This window comes from Lentzea flaviverrucosa (assembly GCF_003350445.1).
Lineage (GTDB): Bacteria > Actinomycetota > Actinomycetes > Mycobacteriales > Pseudonocardiaceae > Lentzea > Lentzea californiensis.
Genome location: NZ_QQAU01000012.1, coordinates 100,009 through 117,258, shown reverse-complemented (window position 1 = coordinate 117,258; position 17,250 = coordinate 100,009). Strand labels below are relative to the sequence as shown.

The 17,250-nt window shown below is 69.0% G+C and carries 13 protein-coding genes and 1 pseudogene; 3 read left to right on the top strand and 11 right to left on the bottom strand.

The window, feature by feature from the left end; all coding sequences use genetic code 11:
• Positions 1–33 precede the first annotated feature (33 nt).
• Both DFR72_RS31525 and DFR72_RS31520 read right to left on the bottom strand, forming a co-directional pair.
• Positions 34–678 (bottom strand): 4'-phosphopantetheinyl transferase family protein, encoded by a 645-nt coding sequence (locus tag DFR72_RS31525; RefSeq protein ID WP_114773824.1) that lies wholly within the window; start codon positions 676–678, stop codon positions 34–36.
• Positions 679–1,497, bottom strand: coding sequence for a metallophosphoesterase family protein (locus DFR72_RS31520; protein ID WP_114773823.1), 819 nt, complete (start codon positions 1,495–1,497; stop codon positions 679–681).
• Positions 1,498–2,117: 620 nt separating this feature from the next.
• Between DFR72_RS31520 and DFR72_RS47195 the strand changes: the two are divergent.
• A pseudogene (locus tag DFR72_RS47195) lies at positions 2,118–2,522 on the top strand (transposase); the annotation flags it as partial.
• An 812-nt stretch (positions 2,523–3,334) separates the two neighbouring features.
• Here DFR72_RS47195 and DFR72_RS31505 read toward each other — a convergent pair.
• The 5 genes from DFR72_RS31505 to DFR72_RS31485 form a co-directional block, all read right to left on the bottom strand.
• A complete protein-coding gene (locus DFR72_RS31505; protein WP_090068967.1) occupies positions 3,335–4,510 on the bottom strand; it encodes a sensor histidine kinase in 1,176 nt (391 codons plus the stop codon).
• Positions 4,511–4,525: 15 nt separating this feature from the next.
• Entirely contained in the window at positions 4,526–6,271 is a 1,746-nt protein-coding gene (locus DFR72_RS31500; RefSeq protein WP_090068969.1) for a sodium/solute symporter, read from the bottom strand.
• On the bottom strand, positions 6,268–6,669 hold the full coding sequence (locus tag DFR72_RS31495; RefSeq protein WP_090068971.1) for a hypothetical protein: 402 nt from the start codon (positions 6,667–6,669) through the stop codon (positions 6,268–6,270). The genes DFR72_RS31500 and DFR72_RS31495 overlap by 4 nt, the downstream gene beginning before the upstream one ends.
• A complete protein-coding gene (locus DFR72_RS31490; RefSeq protein WP_245983683.1) occupies positions 6,666–7,571 on the bottom strand; it encodes a LytR/AlgR family response regulator transcription factor in 906 nt (301 codons plus the stop codon). Before DFR72_RS31490 ends, DFR72_RS31495 begins: the two co-directional genes overlap by 4 nt.
• A gap of 361 nt (positions 7,572–7,932) precedes the next feature.
• Positions 7,933–8,220, bottom strand: coding sequence for a hypothetical protein (locus DFR72_RS31485; protein ID WP_051771726.1), 288 nt, complete (start codon positions 8,218–8,220; stop codon positions 7,933–7,935).
• A gap of 416 nt (positions 8,221–8,636) precedes the next feature.
• Between DFR72_RS31485 and DFR72_RS47580 the strand changes: the two genes are divergently transcribed.
• On the top strand, positions 8,637–8,765 hold the full coding sequence (locus tag DFR72_RS47580; RefSeq protein WP_256239453.1) for a hypothetical protein: 129 nt from the start codon (positions 8,637–8,639) through the stop codon (positions 8,763–8,765).
• 140 nt (positions 8,766–8,905) lie between these two features.
• Here DFR72_RS47580 and DFR72_RS31480 read toward each other — a convergent pair whose 3' ends face one another.
• Positions 8,906–11,395: a DEAD/DEAH box helicase gene (locus DFR72_RS31480; RefSeq protein WP_090068973.1), complete on the bottom strand. Its 2,490-nt coding sequence runs from the start codon at positions 11,393–11,395 to the stop codon at positions 8,906–8,908.
• Positions 11,396–11,405: 10 nt separating this feature from the next.
• A complete protein-coding gene (locus tag DFR72_RS31475; protein ID WP_090068975.1) occupies positions 11,406–12,755 on the bottom strand; it encodes a glutamine synthetase family protein in 1,350 nt (449 codons plus the stop codon).
• 362 nt (positions 12,756–13,117) lie between these two features.
• Between DFR72_RS31475 and DFR72_RS31470 the strand changes: the two genes are divergently transcribed.
• A complete protein-coding gene (locus DFR72_RS31470) occupies positions 13,118–13,633 on the top strand; it encodes a MarR family winged helix-turn-helix transcriptional regulator (RefSeq protein ID WP_245816540.1) in 516 nt (171 codons plus the stop codon).
• Between the two features lie 96 nt (positions 13,634–13,729).
• On the opposite strand, the gene DFR72_RS31465 is transcribed toward DFR72_RS31470, so the two are convergent.
• A complete protein-coding gene (locus tag DFR72_RS31465) occupies positions 13,730–15,079 on the bottom strand; it encodes a pyridoxal phosphate-dependent decarboxylase family protein (protein ID WP_090069169.1) in 1,350 nt (449 codons plus the stop codon).
• Between the two features lie 50 nt (positions 15,080–15,129).
• Positions 15,130–17,226 carry a glycosyl hydrolase family 95 catalytic domain-containing protein gene (locus tag DFR72_RS31460; protein WP_245983681.1) on the bottom strand — a complete coding sequence of 699 codons (2,097 nt, stop codon included), beginning with the start codon at positions 17,224–17,226 and terminating at the stop codon, positions 15,130–15,132.
• Positions 17,227–17,250 lie beyond the last annotated feature (24 nt).

Here is a 17,250-nt window from a genome sequence, read left to right as displayed (position 1 = left end):
CGCGTTGTTCGGCCTGCGCGGCCAGCACGTCCCCTACTGGCGCGCGGGCACGGCTATCGCGGTGACGAGGAGGTCGCCCTGCACGAGCCAGCGGCCGTCGAACCCGGCGATCGGGGAATCGGGCAGCAGGATGCGCGAGTGGAACGTGCCGCCGGCGTCGAGCGTGATGTCCGCGTCCTCGAAACCGAGCCAGCGCCGGGTGACCGGGAACCAGGCCTTGTAGGTGGTCTCCTTGGCGCTGAACAGCAACCGGTCCCAGCAGATCTTCGGGTCCTCGCCCTTCAGACCGGCCATCCTGCCGAGCTCGGCCGGGATCGCGATCGCGCCCAGCACGCCGTCCGGCGCGGGCAGGTGCGGTTCGGCGTCGATGCCGATCGTCTCGAAGTCGCCCGTCCTCGCGAGCGCCGCGGCCCGGTAGCCCGCGCAGTGCGTGAGGCTGCCGACGATGCCGTCCGGCCACAGCGGCTCGCGCTTCGGCCCCGGCAGGATCGCGGCGGGTGCGACGTCCAGGACCCGCATGGCCTCACGGGCGCAGGCGCGGACCGTGCCGAACTCGAACCGGCGCTTGGGCACGGCGTTGCCGAGCTGCGCCTCCTCCTCGGGGAAGAGCTCGACCGGCTCGTCGTCGTCGTAGCGCTCCACGACCGCGATGGGTGGGGGGAACAACTGCTCCAGCACTTATGACTCCCGCAGCACGTCGTGCAGCTTCACCTGGGTGGTGCCGCGTGGTTTCCACTCGCGCGGGTAGCCGAGCGAGACCTCGTCGAAGCGCACGCCGTCGTAGTGCGTCGTGCGGGGGATGTGCAGGTGGCCGTAGACCATCTCGACCACGTTGAACCGGCGGTGCCAGTCCGCGGTCAGCGACGTGCCGCACCAGAGCGCGAACTCGGGGTAGCGCAGCACGAACGTGGGGTCGCGGACGAGCGGGTAGTGGTTGATCAGCACGGTCGGCCCGCTGATCCGGGCGAGCCGCTCCTCGGTCTCCCGCACGCGCGCCTCGCACCAGGCCTCGCGGGACGGGTACGGGTCGGGGTGCAGGAAGTACTCGTCCGTGCACACCACGCCCGCCTCGTGCGCGATGGCGAGGGCCGACTTCACGTCCGTGGCACCCGGCGGCCGGAAGGAGTAGTCGTAACCCAGGAAGAGTGGACAGACGGTGACCGGACCCTTGGGACCGTCGAACGTGACGTACGGGTCCTCGGGCGTGATCACGTCGAGGCTGCGGCACAGCTCCACGAGCTGCTTGTAGCGCACCTCGCCGCGGGACTGGTTGACGTCGTCCTTGGTGGTCCAGAGCTCGTGGTTGCCCGGCGACCAGATCACCCGCCCGAACTTCGGCCGGAGCGTCCGCAGCGTCCATTCGATGGAGTCGAACTTCTCCGCGACGTCCCCGGCGATGATCAGCCAGTCAGCCGGGTCCGGCGGGGCGATCGCTGCCACGACGTCGCGGTTCTCCTGGTAGGAGACGTGCAGGTCGCTGGTGGCCAAGAGCTTCACGCCTCGACGGTATCCGGGGCGTCAACGAGGGGATCACCCCCTCCCGGCGCGCCACCCGTTCGTGAGAGCGGTACCACGACCGGTTATCCGTTCGTCGCAGACAGTGCACCACTCGTCTCAACAGGACGAGCCGCGCGTCGCCGTTGCGGGGCCGCTCATCGCCTTTCATGGCCTACGTACTTACCTGTTTTCGGGCCGCCTTCTTACTGTGAGTGCTGTCACCTGACGGAAAAGTCCTGGCGGAGGACCACACCATGACCGACTCGCAGTTCGCTCGCACCCCGGACCCGAGGCTGGCGCGGCAGGTCCCGCCCCGCCAGGTGCCAGGACGCCCAGTCGTCCCCCCACGTCAGGTCCCACCGCGCCAGGCGGCAGTGGGCCAGGCACCGGTCCGCTACGGCCAGCCCGTGGACCCGCGCCTGGCGGCCAACCCGTCGTTCCGCCGCACGGTAGGCGCCGAGATCACGCGCCACGCCCAGCAACACCAGGCCTACGCCGTCCCCCAGCGCCGCAACATCGCCGAGGACACGGCCCTGGCCACCCTCCTCCGCTCCCGCCAGCGAGCCGAGTCCGCCCGCCAGGACCCGCGCCCCGCCGACATGGCCCCCCGAGACGCCTGGATGCGCACGTCCGCGTGGCCCTCGGAGCAGGAACCCGGCCGCGGTGACGTCATCGAACAGCTCTCGTCCCGCCTGGTGTCCGCCAACCTGTGGGCCGTGGTCGAACCCCTGATCCCGCCGGCCAAGGTGCGCCGTCAGGGTGGCGGGCGCGGGCGGGTGTGCAACCGTTCGGTGTTCACCGCCATCGTGTTCGTGCTGTCGTCCGGGTGCGCTTGGCGGCATCTGCCGGCCTCGTTCGGGGTGACCGTGCCCACCGTGCACCGGCGGTTCCAGGAGTGGACCGATCTGGGACTTTGGGTCCGGCTTCGTCGTGCTGCGGCTGAGGGGGCCTGTGGGACCGACGAGTTGGATTGGGTTCGGGCGGTTCTGGACGCTGCGGATCGTCGGGCCGCCAAGGCTGCCAGCTGAGGTTTTCGGTTTCGGCTTCGCCGGAGTCACCCTGAGGAAGGGTGGCTCCGGCGTTTTTGTTCGGGGCGGGGTTGCCTGCTGGGGCGCGAGGGACCGCTTGTCGCGGGATTGCGGGATGAGCGGTCGCTGGGGGCGATGGGCGGGTTGGGACGGTGCGGGCCGGCTTGCGTTGGCTGGCGCCGGTTCCAGCGGGGTTGGTCACCGATGCGCTCAGGTCACCTTGCGTGGGTGGCTGGGCGGGCAGTACCGGGCCGGTGCGGGTCATCGCCGCTGCGCGTCGATAGCGATTGGGGCTTGACCTTGAGTCTCTGGCGGGATGCTTGGACGGCCGGAAAAGGCCGGGCTGAAAAGCGCCCGGCCGTGCCCATGAGGGGAGCATCCCGCCCACTCAAGGTAAAGCCCCAATCGCGCAGTGCGTGGGTCACCACCGCTTGACCAGTGCGTAGCGGTTCACACGCCTCGGCTTCGCCATTGCCGCTGGTGGTAGGGCGGCTCGGCTTCGCCATTGCCCTGCGCGTACGGAGGGGACGCCTTGGGCTCCGCCCTTGCGTTGGGCGGCAGGGTGGCTCGGCTCCGCCATCGCCTTGTCGTGCGGTGGGAGGTCTCGCCGCCACCATTGTGTTTCCCAGCAGGGTTGTTTGCCCGCTGCCCGCTGCCCGCTGCCCGCTGCCCGCTGCCCGCTGCCCGCTGCCCGCGGTGCGGTGCGGTGCGGTGCGCGGGCAGCAGGCAGCGCGTGAGTGTCGGACCTCGTCGGTACGTTGGGCCGCGGGGGAGTCGAAACCAAAGGGGACCCCTGCGAGAGCGTGCGGTCACATGCCGTGGATGCCCGCGTGGTACTTCGGCACCCGCACGGTGATCTTCGTGCCCAGGCCGCAGGCCGTTTCCACGACCAGGCCGTACTCGTCGCCGTACACGCGGCGGAGTCGTTCGTCGATGTTGCCGAGGCCTATCCCGGCGGACTCGTCCACGTGGCCCGCGAGGGTGCGGCGGAGCTTCTCGGGGTCCATGCCGATGCCGTCGTCCTCGATCGTGATGTGGGCTTCGGCGCCGCCGTCGTTCGCGTAGATCTGGATGTGGCCCGGTTCCACCTTGCCCTCCATGCCGTGGCGGACCGCGTTCTCCACCAGGGGTTGCAGGCAGAGGAACGGGACCGTCACCGGGAGCACCTCGGGGGCCACCTGCAGGGTGACCTTCAGGCGTTCGCCGAAGCGGGCTCGTTCGAGGGCCAGGTACTGGTCGATCGAGCGGAGCTCCTCGGCGAGGGTGGTGAAGTCGCCGTGGCGGCGGAAGGAGTAGCGGGTGAAGTCCGCGAAGTCCAGGAGCAGGGTTCGGGCTCGTTCCGGGTTGGTGCGGACGTAGGAGGCGATGGCGGAGAGCGAGTTGTAGATGAAGTGCGGGGAGATCTGGGCTCGCAGGGCGCGCACTTCTGCTTCTACCAGGCGGGTTCGGGAGCGGTCGAGTTCGGCCAGTTCCAGCTGGCCCGCCGCCCAGCGGGCCACCTGGTTCGTCGCGCGGACGAGGCCCGCGGAGGCTTCTCGGGAGTAGGCGGCCAAGGTGCCCACCACGCGGCCCTCGACGGTCAGGGGGGCCACGACGGCGCAGTTGATCGGGCAGTTCGGTTCGGCGCAACCGATGTCGAAGGCCTGGGTGCGGCCGGTCAGGAAGACGTCCTCGGCCTGGGTCATGGCGTCCGCCGCGTGGTGGTCGGAGACGCCTTCCCACGCGACGACCTCCGTTTCGTCGGTCAGCGCCAGTGCGGGTGTGTCCAGCAGCGTCCGGAGGTGCCTGGCTGACTTCTTCGCCGCGTCCGGGACGAGGCCCGCGCGCAGCGGAGGTGCGGCCGACCATGCCGTGTGGAGGGTCTCGTAGGTGACGCGCTGGGCCTCCGTCGAGAGCGACTGCTTGTTGCGCGTGCCCCGCCACAGGACGAGGACGGCCGCTCCGCCGACGATCAGGATCGCGGCTGCGGTGAGGAAGTCTTGCATGGGCGCGTCACCTCTTTAGCTTCGCTCTTCGGCCGAGGAGGAGGAGCCGGAGCCGTCCAGCCCGAGGTTCTCGGGCGCGTGGAGCTTGACCATCGTGCGCTGCACTCCCGACGGCAGGTGCCGCGGGGTGAGCAGCGAGACGACGTACATCACCGAGAAACCGAGGGGGACCGTCCACGCGGCGGGGCGCGAGAGCAGGATCTCGTACCAGGCGTCGCCGGTGTCGGTGAACATCGTGACGAGACCCGCGGTCAGCGCCGGGACGCCGCCCGCGAGCATGCCGGCGATGGCACCGGCCTTCGTGATGCGGCTCGACCAGATTCCCAGCATCAGCAACGGGCACAACGAGGACGCCGCCACCGCGAACGCCAGGCCGACCATGTCCGCGACGGGCATGCCGGTCGAGATGAACGTCATCGCCAGCGGCACCAGGCCCGCGAGCACCGTGGAGATCCGGAACCCGCGCACGCCGCCGAGGCGCAGCACGTCCTGCGAGAGCACGCCCGCCAGCGACACCACCAGGCCCGACGACGTGGAGAGGAACGCCGCGAAGGCGCCACCCGCCACCAGAGCGCCCAGCAGCTGGCCGCCGACGCCTTCGATCATCCGCGTCGGCAGCACGAGCACCACGGCGTCGGTCTGGCCGGTCATCAGCAGTTCCGGTGTGTACAGGCGGCCCAGGGCGCCGTACATCGGTGGCATCAGGTAGAAGACGGACAGCAGGCCCAGCACGATCAACGTCGTGCGGCGCGCGGCGGTGCCGTTCGGGTTCGTGTAGAAACGCACGATCACGTGCGGCAGGCCCATGGTGCCGAGGAACGTCGCGATGATGAGCGAGTACGCCCCGTACACCGGGAAGTCCTGGCCGCTCGACATCGGCAGCGACCACATCTCGTTGGTGTTGTGCTCCATTGTGGACAGATGCGGGACGGGTGCGTCCTTCGGGAACGTGAACTCCGAACCCGGCCCGATGCGGTGGTAGCCCACGGGCAGCACGACGACGGTGTTCTCGACGCGTGCGCCGTCGATCTCGCCGGTGCCCCTGATGGAGATGAACGCGTCGGCGTGGATCGTGGTCAGGCGCTGGAACGTGACCTCGGTGTCCTGCCGGAAGACCGGGTACTCGGGCTTGGTCAGCGACTCGGACCCGTGCACCTGCCAGGCGACGATCAGGAACACGATCGGCACGGTGATCGCGGTGAGCTTGAGCCAGTACTGGAACGCCTGCACGAACGTGATCGACCGCATCCCGCCCGACATCACGTTCGCGGTCACGACCATCGTGACGATCAGCGCGCCCACCCAGTCCGGCGCGCCCGTCACCGTGTTCAGCGTCAGCCCCGCGCCCTCCAGCTGGGGCAGCAGGTACAGCCAGCCGATCGCCAGCGCCAGGACCGACGCGACCGCGCGCACGCCGCGGGACCGGAAGCGCGCCTCGGCGAAGTCGGGCAGCGTGTACGCGCCGGAACGCCGCAGCGGCGCCGCGACCATCGTCAGCAGCACGAGGTAGCCGGCGGTGTAGCCGACCGGGAACCACAGCATGTCCGGCCCGTAGGCGAAGATCAGCCCGGCGATGCCGACGAACGACGCGGCGGAGAGGTACTCGCCACCGATCGCCGAGGCGTTCCACCACGGCGAGACGGTGCGCGAGGCGACGTAGAAGTCGGACGTGGTGCGGGAGACGCGCAGTCCGTAGGTGCCGACCAGGATCGTGCCCAGTGCGACGACCACCACCGCCACGATGGCGTAGCCACTCGTCATGGACGTTCGACCAGCTCCGCGAACTCACGTTCACTGCGTTCGGCCTGCCGCACGTAGAACCACCCGGCCAGCAGCAGCATCGGGCACGTCGCCACGCACAGCAGGAACCACGGCAGCCCGAGCCCGAGGATCCGGAACTTGCCGAGCTCCGGCTCGATCGCGAACAGCAGCGGCAACAGTGCCAGCGCGCCGGTCGCCACCAGGCACACCGACAGGCCCAGCCGCCGTTGCGCCCGGATCAGCGTGCGCATGTAGACGGCGCCGAGCTCGCTCTGCTCGTTGATCTCGCGCGTGCCCGAGTACGGGCGGCGCGCACGGGGTGCCCGCGTGCGCGGGCTCGTCACCACCACGCGCTGGGTCGGCTTCGGGTCCGGCCGCCGGGGTGGTGGCGTCGTCACGACCCGAGACCGTTCCTCGGTTGCAGGACACCGGCGGGCTGACCCGCGCCGGGCGTGGGCCGGGCTCGGCGGACCAGCAGCTGCCTCAGGTGACGGGCGTGCCGGCGGCTGACCGGCAGCACCGCGCCGCCGATCGTGACGCTCAGGTGCCCGTCCTCCAGGCGCAGTTCGTCGATGTGGCCGAGCGACACCAGGTGACTGCGGTGGATGCGGACGAACCCGGCGCTGCGCCAGCGCTCCTCCAGGCCGTTCAACGCCGCACGCACCAGGCCGCTGCCGGTCGCGGTGTGCAGGCGGGCGTAGTCGCCGTGCGCCTCCACGTACCGGATGTCGGCGAGGCGGATGAACCGCGTGACGCCACCGAGCTCGACGGGGATGACCTCGTCACCCATCTCCGGCGGCGTGGAGTTCGAGGGCTGCGCGGGAGCCGGGGTGGCCGGTTCGGTGGCGGTCTTCGAGTCCCAGACCTCGTGCACGATGCGGTGCACGGACTCCGCGAGCCGTTCGGGGCGCACGGGCTTGAGGAGGTAGTCGAGCGCCTTGAGTTCGAACGCCTCCACGGCGGGCTGCTGGTGCGCCGTCACGAACACGACGGGCGGCGGTTGCGCGAACCGCGAGAGCACGCGGGCGAGGTCGAGACCGTCCAGTCCCGGCATGCGGATGTCGAGGAACACCGCGTCCAACGGCTGGCCGGCGTCCATCGCGCGGTGCAGCACGCGCAGCGCCTTGGTGGCGTCGGTGACCGCTTCCACGTGAGCGATGCGGGGATCGGAACGCAACAGGTACACGAGGTCTTCCAGCGCGGGTGCCTCGTCGTCGACGGCGAGCACCCGCAGCGAGCGCTCGAGGCTGCCACGTCGATCCGGCCCCTCGCAGATGGGGCAGGGCAGACCTGAGGTCATTCGAGATCGAGTCCAAACTGTGTACGGCCGATCCTCACGTGGCGGCGATTGGACCACGTTCGGTCATCGCGCGCCTGGTGAGCCGAGGGCGTCGGATACGCGATCATGCCCCCTCACGGAGGGTGACCCGCCGCGGGGGTCCGGTTGCGCAGCGTGTGCACGACGAGTACCCCCTCGCACCCCTGAAACCCCGAACGGGCGCATCATCCGCCAGGTGGAGGACGTGCGGAAACCCTCCGATCGGGTGCGTCTCGGGTAGGAGACAGGCGCCGCTATCACGCAGCGTGCAGTTGCCTGGTCAGGCCTGTCGCACGGTTTTGTCAGCGGTCGCGAGATGATTTGGGGAGAAAGAAGACGGTCTTCACGGCTGCCGGATCGCGCGCGGCTGGGCCGCCAGCGCGTCACCGAGCGTGATCTCCAACTCGATGAACGACTCCTCGGCACGACGGGCGGCGACGCTCACGGAAGCGGCGGCGGCCGGGCCGATCAGTCTGCGGGTGGGCGCGCGCAGCGCCTGGATCGCCTCGGACCACTGGTTCGAGAGCTTGGCGAGACCGCTCAGCGTGTCCACGAGCTGCTCGGTGTTGTCCGGCGGTGACGCGACGATCTCCGCCAGCCGGTCGCGCAAGGCGTCCAGTGCCGGGTCCACGGATTCCTCCAGACGTGCTGCGCCAGAAATTTCCCCACTGGGCAACACCATATCCCGGCCGTTGTGGTCCGGCGCAATGATGTTGCCCCGAGGAGACTACTCGGTCAATCGATTGCGCATTCCGTCTCAACTGGCGATCGTCTCAACTGGCGCGCACTTGTGGTGACCGGCTGAAATGGACCCGCTTTCGGCGTCCGGCCCGCCTTTCCGCCGTCGTGCCGCCCCTTCGTGCCTGGTAGGCAGGTTGGTGTTCGGACGAACTTGCGTATTAACTCCTTTGCCTGGGGACGTCTCGGGGTGTGCGCGGAGTTCGGTCGTTCAGGTTCGCGTGGGCAATCCGGGGATTCTCTTGCCATGACTCGCGCTCGGCCGATCTGGGGGGATCGCATGAAGTGCTTCGTGGTTCGGAACACACGGTGACCGGGGTCGAGCGGCCTTCCTGGTTCGTCCTGCACGACCGGCTCGACCACCCGTACGCGGTGGTCAGGAAGACCCCGCCGGGAGAAGGAGGACTGCTCGCGCCACCGGGCGCTGCCCGCGAGTGAGGAGGAGGCCTACCGCAAAGGCACGTGGGAGCGGTGCTCGCTGCTGAGGGGCGTCAGCAACGGCGGCAACAACTACGGGGAACTGCCGATCAGCCCCGTCGAGGCGCGCCAGGTGATGGAGCGCCTCGACAGCCGCCGAGTCAGAGGCGGCCGACGTCCGTGATCGTCACGACGGCCTCGCCGACCTCGTCGGACGCCGCCAGGTCGACCTCGGCGTTGAAGCCCCAGTCCTTGTCCCCGGCCGGGTCCTCGAAGATCTGCCGGCACACCCAGCGCTCGCGCTCGACGTTGATGATCAGGAACGCCGGGCCGCGCGCGTTCGGGCCCGCGCCGATGTCCGAGTGCTCCTCGAAGTACGGCTCCAGCGCGTCCATCCACTCCTTGGCCGTCCAGCCCGACTCGTGGTCGAGTTCGCCGAGTGAGTACCAGTCGCGCTTGGCGGCCAGTTCGACGCGGCGGAACAGCGCGTTGCGGACCAGGACGCGGAACGCGCGGACGTTGCGGGTGACGGCGGGCGGGAGGTCGACGCGGACCTCCGGGGCAGTGTCGTCTCCGGGGTTGGTGAGTTTCTCCCACTCGTCGATCAGCGACGAGTCGACCTGGCGGACGAGCTCGCCGAGCCACGAGATCAGGTCGTTGAGCTCCTCGGTCTTCGCCTCGTCCGGCACCGTCTGCGACAGCGTCTTGTAGGCGTCGGCCAGGTACCGCAGCACGAGGCCCTCGGAGCGCGCCAGGCCGTAGAACGACACGTACTCCGTGAACGTCATCGCGCGCTCGTACATGTCGCGCACGACGGACTTGGGGGACAGGTCGTAGTCGCCGACCCACGGGTGGCCGCGGCGGTAGGTGAAGAACGCGGCGTCGAGCAGTTCGGCGAGCGGCTTCGGGTACGTGACCTCGTCCAGCAGCTCCATGCGCTGGTCGTACTCGATGCCGTCGGCCTTCATCGCGCCGATCGCCTCGCCGCGCGCCTTGTGCTCCTGCGCGCCCAGGATCTGCCGCGGGTTGTCCAGAATGGACTCGATGACCGACAGCACGTCGAGCTCGTAGCCCGGTGTCTCGCGGTCGAGCAGCTCGATCGCGGCCAGCGCGAACGGCGACAGCGGCTGGTTCAGCGCGAAGTTGAACTGCAGGTCGACGGTGAGCTGGAAGTCGTCGCCGTGGCGTTCCACGACACCGGCCGCGACCAGCGCCCGGTACATCGCCAGCGCGCGGCGGATGTGCTTGAGCTGCTTGGAGCGGTCCTCGTGGTTGTCCTCCAGGAGGTGCCGCATGGCCTGGAACGCACCGCCCTGAGGGCGGCCGATCACGTTCAGCAGCATGGCGTGCGAGACCTGGAACGACGACGTCAGCGGTTCCGGCTCGGCGCCGACGAGCCGTTCGAACGTCGCCTCGCTCCACGACACGAACCCGTCGGGGGCCTTCTTGCGCACGACCTTGCGGCGCTTCTTCGGGTCGTCACCGGCCTTGGCCAGGGCCTTGATGTTCTCGACCTCGTGCTCGGGCGCCTGCACGACGACCGTGCCGATGGTGTCGAAGCCCGCGCGGCCCGCCCGTCCGGCGATCTGGTGGAACTCACGGGCCTTCAGGGTCCGCGTCCTCGTGCCGTCGTACTTCGCGAGAGCGGTGAACACGACGGTGCGGATCGGGACGTTGATGCCGACGCCGAGGGTGTCCGTGCCGCAGATGACCTTCATCAGACCCGCCTGCGCGAGCTGTTCGACCAGGCGGCGGTACTTGGGCAGCATGCCGGCGTGGTGCACGCCGATGCCGTGCCGGACCAGCCGGGAGAGCGTCTTGCCGAACCCCGCCGAGAACCGGAAGTTGCCCATCTTCGCCGCGATGGCCTCCTTCTCCGGCTTCGTCGCGACGTTGACGCTCATCAGCGACTGCGCGCGCTCCAGTGCGGCGGCCTGGGTGAAGTGCACGACGTAGATCGGCGCCTCACGGCCGTGCAGCAGGTCTTCGATCGTCTCGTGCAACGGCGTGGAGACGTACTGGAAGTTCAGCGGCACCGGGCGCTGCGCCGAGCGGACCACCGCCGTCGGCCTGCCGGTGCGCCGCGTCAGGTCTTTCTCGAAGAACGAGACGTCGCCCAGCGTCGCCGACATCAGCAGGAACTGGGCCTGCGGCAGCTCGACGATCGGCACCTGCCAGGCCCAGCCGCGGTCGGGCTCGCTGTAGAAGTGGAACTCGTCCATCACGACCTGGCCGACGTCGGCCGTGTGGCCGTCGCGCAGGGCGATGTTCGCGAGGATCTCCGCGGTGCAGCAGATGATGGGCGCCTGGTCGTTGACGCTGGCGTCGCCGGTCATCATGCCGACGTTCTCCGGCCCGAAGATCTCGCACAGCGCGAAGAACTTCTCCGAGACCAGGGCCTTGATCGGCGCGGTGTAGAAGCTGCGCTGGTTGGCCGCCATCGCGACCAGGTGGGCGCCGATGGCGACCAGGCTCTTGCCCGACCCCGTGGGCGTGCTGAGGATGACGTTGGCCCCCGAGACGAGCTCGATGACCGCTTCCTCCTGCGCCGGGTACAGCGCGAGGCCGCGCTCGGTAGCCCAGTGGGAGAAGGCGTCGAACAGTTCGTCTTCGTCGGCGATCGAGGTGAGCCGGTCCGTGAGTGCAGTCATCGCAGGTGAACTATAGGTGGTACGCGTATTCGGTGAACTCCCAGTCGGTCACGAACCGCTGGAACCGGGCCACCTCCTCCCACTTGAAGTCCACATAGGACCGCACGAAGTCCTTGCCCAGCACGTCGACCATCGCCGTGTCCTCCTCCAGGTAGGCCAGGGCGTCGGGCAGCGTGGCGGGCAGCGTCGGGGCCTTCGACGGGTCGTAGCCGTACCCGGCGGAGGGCCGCGGCGGTTCGATCTGGTCGCGGATGCCCAGGTAGGTGCCCGCGATGAGGCCCGCGATGCCGAGGTACGGGTTGGCGCTCGCGTCGCCGAGCCGCAGTTCGAGGCGGGTCGTGTCGCCGCGCTCGGCCGGCACCCGGAGCATCGCGCTGCGGTTGTCGAGCCCCCAGTCGATCAGCCACGGCGCGAGCGAGTCCGGCCCGAACCGCTTGTAGGAGTTGACCGTGGGGTTGAGCAGCGCGGCCAGCGCCGGGGCGTGCTTGAGGATGCCGCCGATGGCCCAGCGCGCCTCGTCGGACAGGCCACTGGTGGTGCCGGGCGCCTGGAACGCGTTGCGGCCGTCCTTCTCGTGGCACGACAGGTGCAGGTGGAAGCCGCTGCCGCCGCCGTCGTTGAACGGCTTGGCCATGAACGTGGCCATCCGGCCCTCGCGCCGGGCCAGTTCCTTGACGCTCGTCTTGAAGCGGAACGCGCGATCGGCCGCGTCCATGGCGGGCGAATGGACGAGGTTGATTTCGAACTGCCCGCCGGCGTACTCGTGGTTGCCGCCGGTCGTTTGGAGGCCTGCCGAACTGAGCGTGCGAAGAGTTCTCAACAGATGACCGTCAGAATCGCCGCGGCGTCCGGTCGCGTAGACGTTGCCGGGCTCGTCGCAGTACGGCCGCCACCCGTTCGGGCGATCTTCGTCCGGTTCGCAGAGAAAATATTCCAGCTCGGGTCCCACGACCGGCGTGAGCCCGGTGGTCTCGAATATTTCCAGGGCCCTGCGCAGCACCTGCCTGGGCGATTCGTCCACGGGTCTTTCGTCGGCCGGGCTCACCGCGTCGCCGATGCACCACGCCACCCCCGGCTCCCATGGGATCGGGAGCAGCGTGTCGAGGTCGGGAACCACGATCACGTCGGGCAGCCCGGCGTCGAGCACACCCCCGTTCTCGGTGGTCTTGCCGCCCGGGGTGGTGCTGTACACGGCCCGGCAGAACGACAGCCCGCGCTGCGTAACCGCAGGTAGGTGCTCTACGAGGACGTCACGGCCCCGGTCGGTGCCGAGCAGGTCGGGGAAGACGACGCGCACCACGTCGATCCCGTCCTCGCCGAGTCTTGCGGCGAGTTCCCGTGTCACCTGTTCACCGACCACGTCGAACTACCTTTCCGGCACAGTGTGTCGCTGGCGCGGAGGGGATAACGTCGTGGGGCAAACGCTATCGACCCGTCCGTGGAGCAAAGACCGTCATTGGTCCCCGTCGGGTGCTCCACACTCATCGTCCACCACGGGGCAACAGTCCGTAACTGGACGGGTGACGACCGTCACGAGATCATGCACGATGTGGGATCGTGATCAAAGTGGTTGCGGACCGACTCGCACCACATCACAGACATAGTTCGGAACCGCAAGTATTGTGCCGGGAACACCTGAGCTCGAGCACGGGAGACTTTGAGTTGTCTGGTCACCACACGATTGCCGAGACCGAGAAAGCCGTCCAGGCGAAACTCGGTGCGGTGCCGCTGCGTCGCGAACAGATGGCAGCGGTGTCGAACATCCACCGCGCCGCCACCGCGATCCGCCAGCACCTCGAGAACTCGGTGCTGCGCACCAGCGATCTGACCTGGACCGGCTTCGTCGTTCTCTGGGTCGTGTGGATCTGGGGCGAGATGGAGACGCGCTACGTCGCCGAGGAGGCCGGGATCTCCAAGGGGACCCTGACGGGCGTCGCCAAGACGCTGCAGTCACGGGGCCTGCTGGAGCGCATGGGCCACCCGACCGACGGGCGCCTGGCGGTTCTGCGGCTCACCCCTGAGGGTGAAGAACTGATGGCCGACCTCTTCCCCAAGTTCAACGAGGAAGAGGTCTTCGTCAGCGACCCGCTGGAGTCGTCCGAGGCCCAGTCGCTGGCCGAGATGCTGCGCCGCATGGTCACGCACCTCGAGGCCAACGGCGAGCAGCGCCGCCTGGACCTGCGCGGAGACACGCCGCTGCCGCCGCGCCGGTCGGGCCGGCGCGCCAAGCACGGCTGATCTTCGCGGCTGTGGGCGACTCACCGGGGGTGAGTCGCCCATTTCGGCGTTGGCCCACTGTCTGGCCGGTCAGAGGGCAGGCCCCTGACCAGGCCTTCAGAGCAGGCTCAGCACCCGCGCGTGCAGGGTGTCGAGGTAGTCCTCGGACTCCGGCTTCATCAGCACGCTGCGCAGCACCCGCGCACCGTCCGCATCGGCTCCGACCTCGGGGTGACGGGCGGCGAACGCACCCTTCGACGCCCGTGCCACGCTCAGGAAGATCGGGTCGACGGGTGCGTTCATGCCCGTCTCCATCACGCGGTGCGAGGCCGCGTCCACGGCCGACAGGGTCAGCGGGTCGGTGCGCGGGAAGTACGTGACGATGTCGAGCTCGGGCTCCTGGTAGAGCTCCAGGGCCTCGGACTCCCGGATGATCGACGCCCACCGCACGGCCGCCCGCCGCCCGGCCGCGAGGACCTCGCCCAGGCCGTCACGGGTCAGGGGGAGCAGGCGCAGGGTCAGCCAGAGACCGGCCGCCGCGGCGCCGGCGCGCGAGCATTCCAGGCTGATTTCCCCGAGGTGCATCTCGTCGGACGTGAAATACGTGTACGGCGAGTCGTGCAGGTAAAAACGGCCAACGGACGGGTCGCGGAAAAGGACCGCGCCACAGCCATAGGGCTGTAGTCCGTGCTTGTGCGGATCGACCACCACGGAGTCGCACGAGCCGATGGCCTCCCACGGCTCGGGTGCGAGGTCGGTCCCCGCCAGCAGGGTGAAGAAGCCGCCGTACGCGCCGTCCACGTGCACCCGTGCGTCGTAGCGGCGTGCGACATCCAGCACAAGATTCACCGGTTCGATGGCACCCAACGCGGTAGTTCCCGGAGTGACCACGACCGTTCCGACCTTGCCGGTCCTCAAGAGCTCCTCGAGCGCGTCCAGATCCATGCGACCTAGGCCGTCCACGGCGACAGGGAAACCCTCGATGCCGAGCACCCCGCACATGCGTGAGTGCGTGTAGTGCGCCTCGGAGGAGTACGCGACGCCCTGGGTCGGATGCAGCGAACGGGCGACGAACAACGCCTCCAGGTTCGCGATCGTGCCGCTCGACGTCAGGTGGCCGAGGTGCTGTTCGCCGTAGCCGAACATCGTCGCGAGGTCCGAGACGACCTCGCGTTCCATGGCGGCGGTCGCGGGACCGCCGTCCAGGGCGTGGTTGTTCGGGTTGATCAGCATCGCGGACAGGTAGCCGACGACGGCCGCGGGGTGCGGCGGCTTGAGCATCTGGCCCGCGTAGCGCGGGTGGAAGAACGGGTAGTTGTCGCGCAGGCGGTCCTGGAGCTCGGCGAGCGCCGAGCCGAAGAGCGCCGGGTCGGTCTGCAGCGACGAGTGGGGTGTGAAGGAGCCGTACTCCGCCGTCCACTTCTCGTGGTTGGCCAGCGCCTCGTTGAGCCAGTGTTGAAGATCCACCGCACACACCCCACTCGTCCACGCACAATCCGAATGTTCGAATTTGGACGTTACGGCAGTCCCCAACGCGAAGACGAGCCGTTGGCGTTCACATCACGTGGCGAGACGTCGGGGCGTGTGCCACGACGGGAGACCACGGCGCTCTGACCTCGGCGAAGCGGGATCTCGACGGCGGTGCCACGAGTCTTGTACTCCAAACGTCGTCCCCACGTGTCGCGGACGTCGATGTCACCCGTGATTCCGTGCTCCAGCAACAAAGGCGAGCCTGCCTCCGAACGGACCTTGACCCAGTCGGTGCGTCCGCCGGAACGGGAAGCGTCCACAAGGAACGCTCCTTGCGTGCGCAACGACGAGATGGACGCATCGGCCCAAGTGGACGAAACAGACGGGAAGACGCGCACGACTTCGTTGTGCGACTGGACCATCATTTCCAGCACCGCCTGGCCGGACATCAGCGGTGACTCGATCGCGAGGTTGCCGCCCTCGCGGTAGAAGGTGTTCTCGGTCAGCACGGCGTTCGAGCCGACCTGCCTGCGGTCGAGGAAGTAGCGCAGGAACGACAGCGCCTCCTCCGGTCGTCCCATCGCCGACGCCATCGCGGACGCGGCGCCGTAGCTGTACCCGGCCCACGCCTGCTGCCGCGACACCCAGTGGTCGAACGTCCTGTCGATGAGCGCGCGGTGCTCCGGCATGTCGTAGGTCAGCTCGCGCAGCGGGTAGAACCACAGCATGTGCGAGAAGTGGCGGTGCGAGTCGTTGAGCGAGACGTCCTTGCCGATGAGCACGCCGTCCGGGCCCTGGGCGTAGGGCACGAGCCGGTTGGCGATGTCACGCCAGCGCGCGTTCTCCTCGATGGACAGCAGCGTGCGCACGCCCCAGCGGATCAGCGAGAGGTCGTACGTCGTGTCCGTGGCGTTCGCGTACTCCGGTGAGCGCGTCTCGGGCAGGTGCAGCTTCCCGTCCGCGCCCTCGACGAGGAAGCGGGCGTAGTAGTTGACCGCCTTCGTCAGGATCGGGAAGAGGACGTCCTTGAGGATCTTCCTGTCCATCGTGTGCCGGTAGCCCAGCCACACGTTGTGACAGGCCCACAGAAGATTGCCCGTATGGTCGTTCGGCGCGACGCCCGGAACGCCGCAGTAGCGCGGCCCGGAACGCAGCGTGCGGTCGCCGGGGTGGCAGATCGCGTACGAGTTGCCGTCGCGGTAGGCCGGGTTCACGTTGAGCTCGAGGTTGTGCTCGAACCGCTTCAACGTCGTCGTCACCGCGTCGAGTTCGTGGTGGTTCGAGCCGTTGACCAGCGGGTACGAGATCTGGACGTTGAGGTTCCACCACACGGCCGTCCAGCTGTTGCCCTGCTCGGGGAACCACGGGCCCCACTCGGAGATGACCGGCGCGTCCGCTCGGGTCGCCGCCGCCATCTTGTAGAGCTGCAGCCAGTAGAAGCGCTGCACCAGCTTGTCCGGCACCGAGATGAGCGACTTCGCGAAGTAGGCGTTCCACCAGCGGCGGTGCTGCAGCGTCAGCACCTCGAACGGGATCGCCGACGCCTGACGCACCTCGCGGATCGCGTCGGATGTGTGCGTGTCCGCGGGGTGCGTATATGCCACGTGGGCCGCGAAACGGCCGTTGCGGGTCTGCCAGGCCGTTGTGTAGCCGCCGCCCGCGAGCAGCGGCTGGGCGGCGTAGGAGACGCCGTTCGCCGTGCCCAGGGTCGGCGCGGGGTTGGCGGTGTAGTCGGCGGGCCTGCGGATCTGGCGCGTCGTCGACGACTCCAGGGACTGGAAACCCCAGGTCACGTCCCCCTTCACGGAGGCGAGGAACGTGCTGCGCGAGTTGTGCACGAGCATCGTGAACGTGGCGCTGCCCTGCGTGGTCGTCACGGAGCCGGTGAGCTCGGCGTTCCACAGGTCGAGCGTCCAGTCGACGGCGGTGATCGCGCCGGCGAACTGCAGGGTCAGGTACCCGATCGGCAGCCGGGAGAGGCCGACCGCGGCCTCCCAGTGCGCCCGCTGGTCCTGCACCTCGGAGTGGCTGAGCATGAGTTTCAGCTCGTTCGCGGTGCGGCCCGCGTAGACCTGGACGCCCAGGAACCCGTTGGCCAGGAACGGGCTGTCACCCCAGTTCTGCGGCAGTCTCCGCCACTCCATGCGGGCATCGCGCACGACGTCCCG

Excerpts from the sequence above, each read along its gene's own strand:
- DFR72_RS31500 (WP_090068969.1), bottom strand. The coding sequence starts at position 6,271 with ATGACGAGTGGCTACGCCATCGTGGCGGTGGTGGTCGTCGCACTGGGC.
- DFR72_RS31480 (WP_090068973.1), bottom strand. The coding sequence starts at position 11,395 with ATGACTGCACTCACGGACCGGCTCACCTCGATCGCCGACGAAGACGAA.
- DFR72_RS31505 (WP_090068967.1), bottom strand. The coding sequence starts at position 4,510 with ATGCAAGACTTCCTCACCGCAGCCGCGATCCTGATCGTCGGCGGAGCG.
- DFR72_RS31490 (WP_245983683.1), bottom strand. The coding sequence starts at position 7,571 with ATGACCTCAGGTCTGCCCTGCCCCATCTGCGAGGGGCCGGATCGACGT.
- DFR72_RS31460 (WP_245983681.1), bottom strand. The coding sequence starts at position 17,226 with ATGGAGTGGCGGAGACTGCCGCAGAACTGGGGTGACAGCCCGTTCCTG.